This is a genomic window from Methylobacterium sp. GC_Met_2 (assembly GCF_026540795.1).
Lineage (GTDB): Bacteria > Pseudomonadota > Alphaproteobacteria > Rhizobiales > Beijerinckiaceae > Methylobacterium.
This window is the reverse complement of record NZ_JALNUM010000145.1, coordinates 1-13,987: the sequence shown is the minus strand read 5'-3', so window position 1 is coordinate 13,987 and position 13,987 is coordinate 1. Positions and strand designations below refer to the sequence as shown.

Here is a 13,987-nt window from a genome sequence, read left to right as displayed (position 1 = left end):
TGCTCTCACACCGTGGAGGCTTGCTGGAGCGGGAGCATGCCTGAACTGTTACGCTCAGCAACACGGTTTCTTCCGGACACTTCTGGTTTGAATGGAACTGTGGCTGCACTGCCACAGATGTGGCAAGCCCGCCGATCCGCGGCTGCCTGCAGAGCGCCGGGCGGCCATATCATCACGGCTCGCCCGGCCTCGCGCACAACTCGACAGAGACGGGTGTCGCGAGAGTAGCAGCATGGTAAGCGGCTGTTGACCGCTCAAACTGATCCTGACGCAATAAACTACTGAATGACGTATCCACGTCATTACGTAAGCACGCAATGAGGCACTGATGCACGTCGTGGTGGTCGCAAGCCAAAAAGGCGGCGCCGGAAAAACCTCCTTGATGCGAAGTCTGGCGGTGGCGACACACCAGGCCGGGCACACGACCGCGCTCCTCGACACGGATCCGCAAGGCTCGCTCACGAGCTGGTGGAACCGGCGCGAGGATCAGCAGCCGGCGCTGGTGCGGTTCGACGTAGCGGACTTCAAGGCCGGCGCCGATCAGCTGGCCGCTGCCGGGATCGAATACCTGTTCGTAGACACCCCGCCGTCCGTGCGGCCGGAGTTGCGGGCCCTGCTCGGTCACGCCAGCCTCGCCATCGTACCGGTGCGCCCCTCCCCTGACGATCTCGACGCGGTGGGTGATACCCTGGCGCTGATCGAGGATGCGGGGTGCCCGTTCGTCTTCGTGCTGACGCAAGCCAAGCCGCGGACCCGGTTGCAGATGCAGGCCGTGATGGCGTTGGCGAAGCACGGCAAGCTCGCCCCGACCGTCGTCCATGATCGAACCGACTTCCCAACTGCCGCGATCACGGGCAAGGCGGTGACGGAGTTTGAACCCGAAACCGCCGCAGCGCGCGAGGTTAAGGAAGTGCTTGAGTACGTAATGACGCAACTCCGTAAGGACGCAGGCAAGGCAAAGGCTGAGCGCTGAACATGGCAGGCAAGCAACCGCCGTCCCTCGACGGGCTGATCCAGGCGAAGGGCGCCCCCCGGCCATCCGATGTGCCGCAGCGGGGCGAGGCGCCGAGTACTCCCGCCGCTCAGCCGACCGCGCCCCCGGCGGCTCCTGCGCCCGTCTCGTCGTTACCCACCTCGTCGTCTCGGCCTGGATCCGACGCAGAGCCTCGCACGAAGTCGCTCACGCTCCGGCTGTCTGAGTCCCGCTATCAACGGCTGCGGCGGTTCGCGTTTGATCGGGACGCCAGCCATCAGGAAGTTATCGAGGCGGCGCTTATGGCCTACCTTGAGCGCGAGGGTGGCTGAGAAAGCGACGCATCCACCTGGGTGCGTAGCTACGTCAATACGTAAGTACGTGGTTGCTTACTGACGTGGCTGCGAGCTTGCGGACGTGCTCCGGATACGCCATCCTGTTGAACGCAAGACAAGAACGCTTATCTTGCGTTGGACTCGAGGTGCGCCATGGACGTCGTTTTGAGACCCGTCGCAGAGGCGCAGTCGGAATGGGAGCTTCGAGATCGTCTGGGACGGGATCTCGGAAAGGTCATCCAATCGGCAGACCCTGAGGCGTACAAGATCGTCGCCAAGCTCGGTTGCAGCCTCGATGGCGTTCCGACCTCTCACGCCACGCTGGATGGCGTGATGTCAGCCATCGCCGCGCGCATGGGCGGCGCTTGCTCCCTCGACAGTCAAGAGTGGGATTGAAGTTCCGTGGCCTCAGTACTGGCGATCATCGCACCTGATCCGGGGGCGAGCTTCCCACCCGCCCAGGCCGACAACGACGTGCAGATGATCCGGCTATGGCTCGCCCGGTCGTCCAGTTCCAACACGCGCCGGAACTACGAACGCGAGGCTCGGCGCTTCCTGGAGCACGTCGGCAAGCAGCTCGGCGCGGTGCGGATGGGCGACCTGCAAGACTACATCGCGGCCCGGCCGGGATCCTCGGCGACAGTGGCGCTCACGGCCGCAGCGCTCAAGAGCCTGTTCGCCTTCGCGCAGGAGGTCGGGTTCCTGCGGTTCAACATCGGCGCGGCCGTGAAGGTGCCGCCGATCAAGAACACCCTGGCTGAACGCATCATGGCCGAGGCCGACGCGCTCTTGATGATCCGGCAAGAGCCGGTCCTGCGAAACCGCGTGCTGCTGACGGTGCTCTACGGTGGCGGCCTGCGCATCTCGGAGGTTTGCAGCCTGTGCTGGCGGGACCTGATGGCCCGCGATGAGGCTGGGCAAGCCACGGTTTTCGGCAAAGGCGGCAAGACTCGAGCGGTCCTGCTCTCGGCCGCGACGTGGAAAGTGCTGACCGCACTCCGGCAGGATCAAGTCGCCAAGTTGGCGACATGGTCAGTCGACACCCCCGTATTCTTATCGCGGAAGGGGGGGGCACTGGATCCGAGCGCAGTCCACCGGGTGGTGAAGGCTGCGGCGGCGCGGGCAGGGCTCCCAGGCGAGGTCTCGGCGCACTGGCTCCGGCACGCCCACGCCTCGCACAGCCTCGACCGGGGCGCCCCGATCCATCTCGTCCAAGCCACACTGGGCCACGCCTCGGTGGCGACGACGGGCCGGTATCTGCACGCGCGGCCTTCCGAGAGCAGCGCGAAGTTCCTGGGGGTGTAGAACGCGCGGCTCAAGAGGGCATGCTCAATCCTCCGGCGTAACGCAGGTCCCCATGAAGGCCTTCCGCTCCGGCCCCTCTCTGAGCTTCTGACTATCCGCCCGTTGCCGACACCGATCGAGCACCGCTGGATCGACGGCCGACGCAGCTTCCTCGCCGGCGGCTGCCGCACCTGCTGCAGGCTTTCTAGTCGGCTCGAGTGTGCTCTGCGCGCGTCCCACCGTGGGGAGCCAGGCGAGGGTGGCTAGAGCGGTAAGGAGCACTAGGGAGCGTCGCATGGGTGCCGCCGGACTTTAGATGCCGAGGTCACAACGTGAGCACCATTTGCGGCGAAGGTACAGCACTGGATCTCGCGCGGATCATGGATCAGTCGGGCCAACGGGATCCGCGGACGGCGGAGGGCTACATCCGGCGGGCCAATGCCTTCAAGGGCTACAGCGGGAGCGGGTTCGGCACGATGCCCGGCCACAGCGGTCGAGGAGTTGCCCCGTTTGGCTGAACGGCACCGCGGTAGCTCCCGGCCGAATTCTTGCAGCGGCGTAAGCTCTTGCCTTCGGGCGATGGTTCGAGAGCGCGCCATGAGAGTATCGATCCCCGCCGGGCTCTTCCTTGGCCTGCTCACAGCTAGCGCCGCGCAGGCCACCGAGGTGAAGCTCGGTATCGCCGCACCGATCACCGGGCCCAATGCAGCCATCGGCGCGCAATTCAAGAACGGTGCGAGCCAAGCCGCGGAGGACATCAGCAAGGCTGGCACGATCAAGGGTGTGACCTTCTCGGTCGCGGTCGGCGACGACGCCTCGGACCCGAAGCAGGGCGTCTCGGTGGCCAACAAGTTCGCCAGCGACGGCGTGAAGATGGTCGTCGGTGATAACAGTTCCGGCGTGTCGATCCCGGCCTCCGACGTCTACCTCGACGCCGGCATCATCCAGGTCACCCCATCCTCCACGAACGTGAAGTTCACCGAGCGCGGGATGTGGAACACGTTCCGCACCTGCGGCCGCGACGACCAGCAGGGCGCGGTGGCCGGCACCTATCTGGCCGACCACTTCAAAGGCAAGAAGATCGCCTTCGTCCACGACAAGACCCCCTACGGCAAGGGTCTGGCCGACGAGACCCTGAAGGCGCTCAAGGCCAAGGGCGGCAAGGACGTGATGTACGAGGGCATCAACCCGGGCGAGAAGGATTATTCGGCGCTCGTGTCCAAGCTGAAGTCGGCCAATGTCGATGTCGTCTATTACGGCGGCTATTACACCGAGGCCGGCCTGATCCTGCGCCAGATGCGCGACCAGGGCCTGAAGGCGCCGATGATGGGCGGCGACGGCATGGTCGACCGCGAGCTGGTGTCGATCGCCGGCCCGGCCGCCGAGGGCACGCTGACCACCTTCCCGCCGGACGCCCGCAAGAACCCGAACGCCAAGGAAGCCGTGGCGGCGTTCAAGGCAAAGGGTATCGATCCCGAAGGCTACACCCTCTACTCGTATGCAGCCGTTCAGGTGCTGGCCAAGGCGATGGCCGAGACCGGATCGAGCTACGGCAAGAAGCTCGCCGATTGGCTGCACCAGGGCAAGCCGGTGGACACTGTCGTGGGCAAGATCAGCTACGACAAGAAGGGCGATATCACCCAACCCGCCTACATTATGTACGAGTGGAAAAAAGGCGCAGACGGTAAGATCGACTACGCCGACCACGAGCTGACGCAATACGGAGTCGGGCACTAAAGCAGGCCTACGCCCGCCAGGATCCGCCGACGGACCGCACCGACGCGTATCCATTCAGGCCACCGGTGGGCTTCGGCGGGGCCTTCGGGCGCGATCTCAGGCCGGGCGCGGTCGAGGGGCTTCCCTACGAGGGCGATGCTGTCGACTTGATCGTTGTGAACGCCCGCGGGGAAGCGCTGCGGTCTGTTCTCACGCAGGGATCTGCTCGATGCCGGCCGCGTTCTCCTCGGCGATACGGTTTTGGCGGTGGCGAAACGCACTTAGGGCTTGGTAGACCTGCAGCCGCGCTCGCATCACTGACCCGAGCGGCCGATGCGCTTTCAGGCTATGGGCTGGGCGGAAGGTCATCATATCGTCGAAGTAGCGTACCCGTTCAGGCCCATAGGCATCTTGCCGTAGCAGACGCAGCGTCGCCACGGTTCGGTAGGGGCTGACGGAGACCGGCCAGTCGACCGACGCGTCCTCGATGGGCTGCCGCTCCGCATCCGCCCAGAGCTGAGCTTTCAGCTCGAACACGACGTCGTGCTCGCGGAAGAAGTCGACTGCCGCGTGGCGAAAACCGTCCTCATCAACGTGTGGGTCGAGGCGCCACTCTGATAGAGCGCGCTGCGCATCCGAGGCTGGCACGGCCCCGAGTTTGGCGACGTAGTCGCCGAAACGGATCGGCGCTTGGCTGAAGTAGCTGTCAGCCAGCGGGTGACTGTAGGGATGGCCAAAGAAGTCGGCGAACGCGCTCTCCGTCCCGAAGGCGTGAAGGGCCTTGTTAAGATTGCGCATCGTCGACGAAACGGCGCTCTTGACGCCCTCGGGCAGGCCTGTCGATTTGCCGATGACAGTACCGTCACGCAGGAAGCCTGCCGCGGTTCCTGACGGGAAGGTGGTGCCGGTCGCCAACACGAAATCCTGGGTGTCGGCGCCATGACCTGGGAGCTTCTCACCCGGCACGTCGAAGATCTTGATCGCCATGCCGCGGTGGGTGGAAACTCGGTCGCCCAACGTCTCGCCGGGTCCCTGTGCGAACCGAACCGCGACGGGATGCGTCCCCGGAGTGGCGAACAAGCCCTGTGCGAGTTCGGGCGGCAGGTTGGACGCGATCGTCAGTTCACCCGTGACACATGCCGAACTCTTGGCGTGGCTGGCACGCACCGCATGATGCTCGCGAGCCTCGACGGTCTCGGATTGCTGCGTCATGCCCTTGATGATGCCGTCGATTGTCGCCTGCTCATCTGCTACAGGCTGCTCGATATCAGGCGTGTAGCGCAGGTAAGTCATGCTCAGGCTTTCGCGCTCGGTTTTTCGGATGAGCTTGGGCGGCAGTTCGAGCCTGCGTCCCGGCACGCTACGAAACCGGGACGCCACCCCACGATCACGGAAGCTCTTCGTGCGCGCCCAAGTTCCTAGTTTCGTGATCCAGCTTTAGCGCCCAGCGACGAACCGCGCCGTCCACTTGTCGTCGGTCAGCTCCGGGCTGGTGGGGCACAGCACGCCGTTCGAGGCGGTCGCCTTACCCTGCGCGACCCTGCGCTGCCAGTTTGCGAGGGCGCCACCCGCGCTACTGCGCTGCCTTCTGCTGTTGCTGCTGCGCCTGCCAGTCTGTGATGAACGTCTCGATCTGGCCGGCGAGATCCTTGTCGGCCGGCGCCGGCGACTCGCGCAGACTGGAGACCATCGCGCCGAACGACGGCCACTCGGAGGCCATCTCGTTCAGGCCCAGCACGATCTGCCGGTCGAGGTCGGCGTCGGACAGGCGGGCCAAGCCGCTGAACCGTGGGCTCGCCTCCAGCTTGGCGATCTTCGCCTCAATCTCCTTGATCCTCATTGGATCATCCCCTCGCGGCGTAGGAGGGTGGCGGCCCATTCCTCAGCTATGGGGTTCGGTTGCCTGAGCCACGCGATCAGCGCGTCCAACTCGGCGTCAGTGTAGCGATCCGGCCCCGGGATGAGGCCGGGCGTCCGCTTCTCCAGACGGATGACACGGGCCTCGATGTCCTTGATCCTCATGATAGCCGCGCCTGCAAGTCTCGGCAGTAGGTGGCGACGTCGCGGTCACAAGATCGGATCCGCGTGATGAGCAGACGCTCCTGCGGGGCCTCTGTCGCGTCCCATTCATCCATCAGCGCGTCGATGCCGCCGGCCTCGGTCGCCAGCCGATGCAGTCTGGTGAACAGCGCCCGTTCGACCTGCTCGTAGGACAGGTGGGCGAACTGGCCGGTGCCGCGCTTCGCCTCGAGGCGCTCAAGACGGGTCTCGATCTCTCGGATCCTCATGTGCCCTGTCCCTCCAGTGCCGCGAGACGATGGTGCAGGTCAGCGGTCGTGATCGCCTCGATATGAGCGCTGACGGCCTTGCCCACGTCGGCAGCCTCAGACGGGGTGATTTCGCCCGAGGACACGGCCTGCAGGAGCGCGGCGGTCGCGCGGGGTAGGTCGGCCGCGGTCTCGATCACCGGCAGGTCGAACGTGATGCTCCGATCCCGCCGCGGCGACAGTAGCCGGTCGAGGCACAGCTTCATCGCCGGCCCGTCACCCTCCAGCGCCATCTCGATCGCACGGCGGGACAGGGCTTCGGCCTCGCCCTCGAAGATCGCCTCCAGGGCCAACGTGGAGCGGTTGCGGGAGCCGCGGGGGCGACCGGCGGGGTTGCCGGACTGGCCGGGCTCGAAGTGGGTGTCCTCGCTCGGCATGGCTCAAGGTCCGGTCGGGAAGGCCCTGTAAACAACAGGACGAAAACAGGGGGATGATATATAGCACTGGCTATGAGATTTCACGACTGCGGCCTCCCGCCCGGGCCAGGTAACAGCTCACCCCATGCCGTGCGCAGGATCGCCAAGCGGGCATCGGCACGGGTCGGACCAGCGACGGCAACTGCATCCATCAGATCGTCCAAGGCCCGCAGGCCGCCGGCATGGTCCGCCTCTATGCCTTTGCGGCGCAGGGCGGACCGGAAGGCGAGGGCGGCCGGAGCGCTCGGCCCGTGACGCTCGATGCTAGCGAGCAGGGCCAGGATTTCGGCTGCAGTGGGGCCGCGGATCATTGCATCCTTCTCAAGCAATCGATGGTCTCGCACTCGCCGTGTAGGTGGCCGTTGCGACTGTCGACGATCGGTCGCGCAATTGGCTACGGCCTTGCATCGCGGCTCCTGGCATACCGCGATGGCGAGGAGGCGAACGATGCGTTCGATCTTGGCTGTGATGTTGGCGATGTTCGCACCGAGTGCGGTCCAAGCCGCTTGCGGCTTGGTGCCGATGCCGGAAACGTCCATCGCACTCCGGAGCTCCTTCGACTCCCGTATGCAGCAACTCGGCGTCGGCGATTGGGCCTTCGGCGTCGAGACGCCACAAGGGACGATGTACAGTTCGAAGGCGACCCAAGTTCAGTTCTACACCAAAGATGCTGGCGGCCAGATCGAGAAAGCTGGTCTCATCCTGCCCGCCGAGGGCACGGCAGCCGATGTTGCCCGCATGGATGTCGCGGCAACTTTCCTCGCCGCGCACATCTCTGGAATGACCGAGGGAGACCTGCAAACGCGCGTGGGCCGCGCGATCGCAGATACCCGCAAGAACGGCACGATCCAGGCCGTGCGCGAGGGCGACACCGTCCTGATGCTCTCCAGTCCGGAGCCGGGCGCCGTCGCCCTGGTAGCCGGACGGATGCGTTGTCACTGAAGCCAACTTGGTCATCGGCGTCGTGGTGGCAGCGCGTTAACGTTCGACATCGTGACTCCTTCAGGCTGCGGGTCCATGAGCCTGCGCGAGTTCATCAGCGTCGCCGCGTCCGCATCCGCCTCCGCGTTCGGCGCCATCGGTATTTGGCTGGTCGCGGGCGCGATCGCTGAGCATCCGCCCGATGCGAGCAGATCGCTGTTCCAGAACATCGCGACGGTCCTGCACCCTGGCGTCTGGTACGTGCTCGCCGCCGTCATGGCCCGACAGATCGGCCGGATCGCCTCCAAGTGAGTGGCGCGCTCGGCAGGGTCGAGGTCGTCGGCGTACGGGCCTCAGGCATCGGCGGCGGGGATCATCGGCGCCTCGCCGAGGTTGGATGGGGGTTTTGGGGTTTTTGGGGGTCTGTTTTTGCCGCTACACACAAACTGTCATGTACGCTTGCGTGCGCACTCACTGCATGCGCGGGAACAGGCGTACAAACCTCACTGACAGTTCTTCGCGTTGGGATGAAAAAAACCCCCAATCCCCCCGAAACCCCCATATCCGGCGCGCGCATCAGAACACCGGTTCCGAACAGGGGCGGTAGTCGCCAGCCGCCCGGCCGCCAGGAAAGCCGTCTGTCTCGCTCACCCGGCAGAGCGAGAAGCGGTTGCCGTGGCTGCTGTCCTCCCTCATCTCAATCCGGTGCCCGCCGACGACGCGGCCCTTGATCCGTGACAGCCATTTGCCGAGCCGGCGGCTATTTACCGCTCCGCCGTCGCCAGCCTGCCGCAGCAACAGGTCGCGGAACTCCGGTGCTCGGAACTCTTGGGTGTTGTAGTCGAAGCTTGACCCCGGCCCCTTCTCGCAGGCAGCCTTGGTGATGGCGTTCGTAGTGTAGCCGCTCGACAGGCTCAGGTGCTCGCGCCAATGCTCGAACAGCTCGCGGATCGCGGATAGCTCCGGATCCTCCTCGCGGGCAGTCTCCATGCTCACGACCGGATCGGCATGACCGAGCCAGACGAGCGGCGAGCGGACCATGGCGGACCAGTCCTCATAGCTCCCGAGCGAACCGCACACGGCCGGCGAGCCCGCCACTTGGTACGCGCGGATCACGGTGAGCGCGGCGGCGACGTAGGCCCCGCGATCCGCCATCACGCGGTCGATAGGGTTGAAGCTGAAATCCCGTAGCTCGGGGCGGTCCATTTCCGCATCGAGGGAGCAAATCACCGCGCGGCGGGTCATGTCGCCGGTGAGCACGAGGTTGTTGCCGGTGGCGAAGGTGGTCGACCGGCACTCCAGTTCGGGCGCCTCGCTCTTGCCCAGGATCCGCACCCGGACCAACGGGCGCTCGGTGAGCTGACATAGCATGTCCCCGCCCAACTCGCCGTTGACGTTGTCGATCGACACGACCGGCACCGCGTCGCGCAGGAGCGCGCCCAGGCGCTTCTCGGTCTCCTCTTCCGTCTTCCCAGCGGCGATCACCGGGCAGCGCCGTCCGGTGGCGATGACGGCGGCGAGGTCGACCAGGAAGCTCTTACCCGTGCCGGGGCTGTGCGCCCGGATGGCGTGGAGCGGCGCCGTCGGAAGCACGCCGCGGACCAGGGCTGTGAGGATCCCGGACAGCGCCACGGCGCGATCGACCGGACCGACGAACGGGAAGCCGACCAGCAGCGTCTCAATGAAGGCAAGGGCCGCGGCCGCCTCGTTCCGATCCGGCCGCTCCATCAGGTCCGGCATGGTGAAGCCGGGATCGTGGGCGAGGTAGAGCCGGGTCGCGCGATCGTAGCCGGCGGCGGTGAGCAGGGATCCGTCCGGGCGCAGCGTCGGCGTAGTGATGATGCCGGCGACTGGCGGAACCCGCCATTGCCCCTCACGGGTGAGCAGCGTCAGGGTCATTTCGCTCGGCGGGTTGATGTCGAGCCAGTCCTCGGCGCGCCAGTCGAACCGCTGCACCCGCATGATCCGGGCGACCATGTCAGCGAGGCTTACAGCCACTAGGGGCGACATCCGCGCCACGGTGGTCATCCGGCCCTTGGCGGCCGGCACCTCATCGATGACGGGCCGCACGAGGGCGCCGGCTCGAGAGTAGATCTGCACCCCGGCCGAGAGCAGCAGCGACTCCATGCGGTCGACCGCCTCGGGCACCTTGCCGTTGACGAACCGCACGATCGGCCGCCCGTCATCCTCGGCGCTGGGCTCGGCCTCTGGGTCCGCGCTGGCGCGGCGCTCGGTCCGATCCTTCTTAGGGGCACCGGATCGTCCAGCGCCCGGGCGCTTCCAACCGTTCTCGGCGGCATGCCAGAACAGAGTGGCGATGGAGATGCTGCGGCCCTGCGCGAAAGCCGAGTATTTCCCTGCGGTATGAGCCGCATCGTCCTTCGGGGAGGTGGCGGACCAACTCTCCCAGAGGTCTCGCCCGGCTTCGCCGAGCCCGTCGTAAAGCGCGTACCCGATGCGGATCCAGCCATCGTAATCGAAGTCGTTCGGGATGCTGCGCAGCGCTTCGGCGACGGTCTCGCGGTCGGGTTTCTCGTGCAGTCCAAAACCGCCGGCCTTCCGGCCCTTGGTCTCTTGCCTCGCCTGAGTCTGGCCTTTTTGCTTGCGCTCGCGGCGCGTGGCGGCGCCGGCCGCTCGCAACATCTCCTCGGCCTCGGCCACGAAGTCGTGCAGGTCGTCCTCGGTGATCTCGGGTAGGTCGGCGAAGGGGACGGTGAGCGGCGACTCGTCCGGCCAGCGGTAAGGTGCCGCCGTCTCGGGGTGGATGCCGAAGCTGACGAAGTGCTGACCGCTCAGCAGCACCTCGACCTTGGTGTCCTTCTCCTTGAGGTCGTCGGTGAAGAACAAGGCCGGCGTCTGGATCTTTTTGGCGGGGATTGCGAGTCGGTAGCCGAGCAGCAGCTTGGGCTCGCGTCCGATCCGGACCAGCGGGGTATGCCCGAGCATGGCGCGCGCCCGGTCGGCGAGCAACGCTGCCAGGTCCGGCGCTCGCACGTCGATATCGACGCCCGCCAGCCGGCCGCACAGCAAGCCGGTGTTGGTGCTGTCAGGGTAGCGGGTGCCCCATTGCCGGATGTCATCCGGTGACGCATCGAGGCATTTGCGTTCCCACGCGGGCATGACCGGGCGCTTGCCGGCCGATGCGATGTTCATGCTCGGGCTGGAGACCGGCACCGGATGGTAGCCGTTCTCACGCAGGGCGAGGCGCAGATCGGTTTCTGACGGGTAGGCGTGCGCCGTCATGCTGCACCTCCGAACTGTGAAGATGGCTCGCCGAAGGTCGCGTTAAGGCGTTGGGCAACCTCACGGGCGATAGTCACGGCCTCGTCGAGGCTGAAGGCGGTTCCGACGATCCCGCCGGAGTCTCCGCTTGCCGATGTGTGATCGACGCGCCAGCAGCCGCCGTCCTCCATGTCCGGCCAGATCGAGATCTCGCCGGGGAGGTGCGGGGTCGGCTCGTCCAGTTCGACGGTCAGCGGGATGGTGCGCCACGTTACGGGGATGCCGTGTCTCTTGGCGTAGGCACGGGCATCGGACATGGCGTGCCAGTCATCCGGCGTGCGCTCCAGAGCGACGAACCGGCCGTCCGGGAGCTTGAGCCACGCCACCCACAGGTCGGCGGCCGGGGCCACGATGACCTCGACGGCGACCGGCGTGCGCTGAGTGGACATAGGCGAGGGGAAAGCGACGACCTTACTCATGCCGCCTCCCCACGCTCGCCGCGGTAGTGCCGATGCTCCCGACACCAGTCGTCGGCAGCGACCACCGGCCAGGACGCGGTTTCGTCGCCGATCGCCTCGGGGTTGATCGTCGGCGGGGTCGCCCGGCACTGGCCGAGCGGCTTCACGCCGATGATGCGGTAACCGCCAGGCGCATCCTGGCTGACCTTGATTTCGCCATAGCGGGACCAGGCCGTGCAGTTCCGGCAGGCCAGCGCGTGCGGGGGTGGGCAGAGGACGGGGAGCTTCTGCGTCATTGGCCGCCTCCGTCCTGTTGGGCGGGGCGCAGGGCCTGGGCGGTCGAGGCCGCCGACGCGAGCGCCTTGGCCGCGCAGTTCAAGCTGTAGGCCGCGCCGCGGGCGTCCCGGACCAGGGCGAACCCGACGGCGTTGCGGGCGTAGCTCTCGGCGATGCTTGCGACCTCGGCCACCGCGTCGAACACGAGGCTGGTCGTCGGGGAGATGGGGGCGGCGCTCATGCCCGGGCCTCGCGGGCCTGCGGGCCGATCCCAGCGAGGCCGGAGAGGAGAGCCGCCACCGGCAGGGACACGCCGTAGCGGTAGGCCAGGCGCTGCTCGACGCCCGCCTGCAACGCCGCGGGATCGGGGATGGCCTCTGTCGGCCGGATGGCGATGGATCTGGTGTTGGTCTTCGATTTCATCGGGGACACCTCCGTGGTGGGGTGCCGGGCCGAAAATCCTTGGCGTTGGACGCTGGATCGCTTATCTACAGCGGTGTCGAGACGCTGTATTACAATCCGCCGTCGGTCCTGATTTTCGGGGCCGGCGGTTTTTCGTTCAGGCTGCGATGGCGTCGGGCTTCATGCCGAGGATCCGACGCCCCTCGTGCGGCGGGATCAGTCGCGTCCGGCCGATCTTCACGGCCTCAACCTCGCCCCGCTCAATCGCCTTGTAGAAGGCCGCAGGGCTCATCCCGGACAGCTTGGCGACATCGGCCGCCTTCACGTTGAGGCCGTCCGTCAGCCTCTTCTTGATGACCTCAATGCTCGGCACTTAGAGCCTCCTTCGTGCGCCAACCGCATGTGCGTGCGTTTCAACGCAATGCAGACGCTAAAGTGTAACCACGGCCGGCGCAAGGGGTTGCGTCGGATCCCACGCATCCGATATGAAAAACGCTCAAACGATACGGAGTGCGGGCTATGGCGATCAAAGCCGCTGAGCGAGAGAACAAGCGTTCACCGCTGAACATGCGGACGACGGCTAAGCTGCGCGATGCTCTGGAAGCCGAGGCATCGAAAGCTGATCGCTCGCTTGCCCAAGAAGTTGAGCACAGGTTGGAAAAGAGTTTCGAAGAAGATGACCTTCTTGCGGTCTTCGTCGGCGACCGTACCCACGTTCAACTACTGGTTAGAGTTTTGTCGGCCACCATCAGGCGCGTCGAAGATTGTCGAGGAGATAGGTACGTCGACAGCTACGCGACGGCATGGCACTGCCGGAATGGGATACGAACTGTCCTCGATACACTCCTCGGTCCAGATTTTGGCGAACCAAAACCTGACGCCGGCGGAGAATGGACAGAGGATCAGAGAAAGAAATTACATGGGATGGCCCCGAGCATCGCAATCGAAACCCTGAAAGACTTCGGTTTCGTCATGAACATGCCGGGCCATGTCAAAACACTTTATCAGATGCGTGATGCAGTCCAGTCTGCCCGCAAGGATGAAGAGGGCCGAAAAAAATCTTCGGACTGATCTCCGCGGCAGCATGTCGCATCGTTGAACAAGACAGATGATGACGAAGCAATCTTAACGACACTGCCCGCCATAATTGTCCGTATATACACGCTGCGTCAATACTCTACTTTCCAGATATGGAAAGGGAGGCGCCCGTGCGACCGCTCAACCTCGACACCATTCTGATCGTCCGCACCGACCGGGAGCTTCACGCTGCCCTGCACGGTGCCGCGCGGCGTGAGGGCACCACCGCCAGCGCTCTCGTGCGCAAGGCTGTCGCCGCGATCGTAGCGCCGGACGCTCTGCCGGCCACTGCCACCGTACCCGTACTGCAGGCCGCCGCCTGATGGGCGAGGTCCGCCGCCTCCCGGCCCGCGCCCCTCGGCCTGCGCCGCCGGACTGCTCGGCTATCCGCGCCTGGGAACTGCTGCGATCGGGTGCTCGGGCCACTCACGACACCCTCGGCGAGCTTATCGCGATGCTGGATGCCGACGCCCCGCTCGCGGCTGTGCTTTCCCAGGTCGATACCCTGAACGTTCAACTCGCTGCCTGCGGGTCCGCCGTGACCTTCCTCCGGGAAGCCGGCACCCCGCCGGACACCGCT

At 65.8% G+C, this 13,987-nt stretch carries 20 protein-coding genes; 8 read left to right on the top strand and 12 right to left on the bottom strand.

Annotated elements, in window-relative coordinates; translation table 11 throughout:
- Positions 1–328 precede the first annotated feature (328 nt).
- From OXS49_RS29730 to OXS49_RS29715, 4 genes are all read left to right on the top strand, one after another.
- Positions 329–973, top strand: coding sequence for a ParA family protein (locus OXS49_RS29730; protein ID WP_267428245.1), 645 nt, complete (start codon positions 329–331; stop codon positions 971–973).
- Positions 974–1,461: 488 nt separating this feature from the next.
- On the top strand, positions 1,462–1,704 hold the full coding sequence (locus tag OXS49_RS29725; RefSeq protein WP_267428244.1) for a hypothetical protein: 243 nt from the start codon (positions 1,462–1,464) through the stop codon (positions 1,702–1,704).
- 6 nt (positions 1,705–1,710) lie between these two features.
- Positions 1,711–2,613: a tyrosine-type recombinase/integrase gene (locus OXS49_RS29720; RefSeq protein ID WP_267428243.1), complete on the top strand. Its 903-nt coding sequence runs from the start codon at positions 1,711–1,713 to the stop codon at positions 2,611–2,613.
- A gap of 576 nt (positions 2,614–3,189) precedes the next feature.
- Entirely contained in the window at positions 3,190–4,329 is a 1,140-nt protein-coding gene (locus OXS49_RS29715) for a branched-chain amino acid ABC transporter substrate-binding protein (RefSeq protein WP_267428242.1), read from the top strand.
- A 189-nt stretch (positions 4,330–4,518) separates the two neighbouring features.
- On the opposite strand, the gene OXS49_RS29710 is transcribed toward OXS49_RS29715, so the two are convergent.
- From OXS49_RS29710 to OXS49_RS29685, 6 genes are all read right to left on the bottom strand, one after another.
- Positions 4,519–5,601: a catalase family protein gene (locus OXS49_RS29710; protein WP_267428246.1), complete on the bottom strand. Its 1,083-nt coding sequence runs from the start codon at positions 5,599–5,601 to the stop codon at positions 4,519–4,521.
- 280 nt (positions 5,602–5,881) lie between these two features.
- Positions 5,882–6,148: a hypothetical protein gene (locus OXS49_RS29705; protein WP_267428241.1), complete on the bottom strand. Its 267-nt coding sequence runs from the start codon at positions 6,146–6,148 to the stop codon at positions 5,882–5,884.
- Complete coding sequence (locus OXS49_RS29700; RefSeq protein WP_267428240.1) at positions 6,145–6,330, bottom strand: hypothetical protein; 186 nt, start codon at positions 6,328–6,330, stop codon at positions 6,145–6,147. Before OXS49_RS29700 ends, OXS49_RS29705 begins: the two co-directional genes overlap by 4 nt.
- Positions 6,327–6,596 carry a hypothetical protein gene (locus OXS49_RS29695; RefSeq protein WP_267428239.1) on the bottom strand — a complete coding sequence of 90 codons (270 nt, stop codon included), beginning with the start codon at positions 6,594–6,596 and terminating at the stop codon, positions 6,327–6,329. Before OXS49_RS29695 ends, OXS49_RS29700 begins: the two co-directional genes overlap by 4 nt.
- Positions 6,593–7,012, bottom strand: a complete 420-nt coding sequence (locus OXS49_RS29690) for a DUF5681 domain-containing protein (protein WP_267428238.1) — start codon at positions 7,010–7,012, stop codon at positions 6,593–6,595. Before OXS49_RS29690 ends, OXS49_RS29695 begins: the two co-directional genes overlap by 4 nt.
- A gap of 80 nt (positions 7,013–7,092) precedes the next feature.
- Positions 7,093–7,590: a hypothetical protein gene (locus OXS49_RS29685; protein ID WP_267428237.1), complete on the bottom strand. Its 498-nt coding sequence runs from the start codon at positions 7,588–7,590 to the stop codon at positions 7,093–7,095.
- A gap of 28 nt (positions 7,591–7,618) precedes the next feature.
- Here OXS49_RS29685 and OXS49_RS29680 point away from each other — a divergent pair, with 28 nt between their 5' ends.
- Positions 7,619–7,993, top strand: a complete 375-nt coding sequence (locus OXS49_RS29680) for a hypothetical protein (protein WP_267428236.1) — start codon at positions 7,619–7,621, stop codon at positions 7,991–7,993.
- A gap of 75 nt (positions 7,994–8,068) precedes the next feature.
- Positions 8,069–8,284: a hypothetical protein gene (locus tag OXS49_RS29675; RefSeq protein WP_267428235.1), complete on the top strand. Its 216-nt coding sequence runs from the start codon at positions 8,069–8,071 to the stop codon at positions 8,282–8,284.
- Between the two features lie 264 nt (positions 8,285–8,548).
- Here OXS49_RS29675 and OXS49_RS29670 read toward each other — a convergent pair whose 3' ends face one another.
- From OXS49_RS29670 to OXS49_RS29645, 6 genes are all read right to left on the bottom strand, one after another.
- Positions 8,549–11,215, bottom strand: coding sequence for a PriCT-2 domain-containing protein (locus OXS49_RS29670; protein ID WP_267428234.1), 2,667 nt, complete (start codon positions 11,213–11,215; stop codon positions 8,549–8,551).
- Entirely contained in the window at positions 11,212–11,673 is a 462-nt protein-coding gene (locus OXS49_RS29665) for a hypothetical protein (protein WP_267428233.1), read from the bottom strand. The genes OXS49_RS29670 and OXS49_RS29665 overlap by 4 nt, the downstream gene beginning before the upstream one ends.
- Complete coding sequence (locus tag OXS49_RS29660) at positions 11,670–11,948, bottom strand: hypothetical protein (RefSeq protein ID WP_267428232.1); 279 nt, start codon at positions 11,946–11,948, stop codon at positions 11,670–11,672. Before OXS49_RS29660 ends, OXS49_RS29665 begins: the two co-directional genes overlap by 4 nt.
- The gene (locus OXS49_RS29655) at positions 11,945–12,169 is read right to left on the bottom strand and encodes a hypothetical protein (protein WP_267428231.1); all 225 of its coding nucleotides are present in this window, start codon (positions 12,167–12,169) and stop codon (positions 11,945–11,947) included. Before OXS49_RS29655 ends, OXS49_RS29660 begins: the two co-directional genes overlap by 4 nt.
- Positions 12,166–12,351, bottom strand: a complete 186-nt coding sequence (locus OXS49_RS29650) for a hypothetical protein (RefSeq protein ID WP_267428230.1) — start codon at positions 12,349–12,351, stop codon at positions 12,166–12,168. The genes OXS49_RS29655 and OXS49_RS29650 overlap by 4 nt, the downstream gene beginning before the upstream one ends.
- 136 nt (positions 12,352–12,487) lie before the next feature.
- A complete protein-coding gene (locus tag OXS49_RS29645) occupies positions 12,488–12,703 on the bottom strand; it encodes a hypothetical protein (RefSeq protein ID WP_267428229.1) in 216 nt (71 codons plus the stop codon).
- Between the two features lie 146 nt (positions 12,704–12,849).
- Between OXS49_RS29645 and OXS49_RS29640 the strand changes: the two genes are divergently transcribed.
- Together OXS49_RS29640 and OXS49_RS29635 are read left to right on the top strand one after the other, a co-directional pair.
- Complete coding sequence (locus tag OXS49_RS29640) at positions 12,850–13,401, top strand: hypothetical protein (protein WP_267428228.1); 552 nt, start codon at positions 12,850–12,852, stop codon at positions 13,399–13,401.
- Positions 13,402–13,538: 137 nt separating this feature from the next.
- Entirely contained in the window at positions 13,539–13,730 is a 192-nt protein-coding gene (locus OXS49_RS29635) for a hypothetical protein (RefSeq protein WP_267428227.1), read from the top strand.
- Positions 13,731–13,987 lie beyond the last annotated feature (257 nt).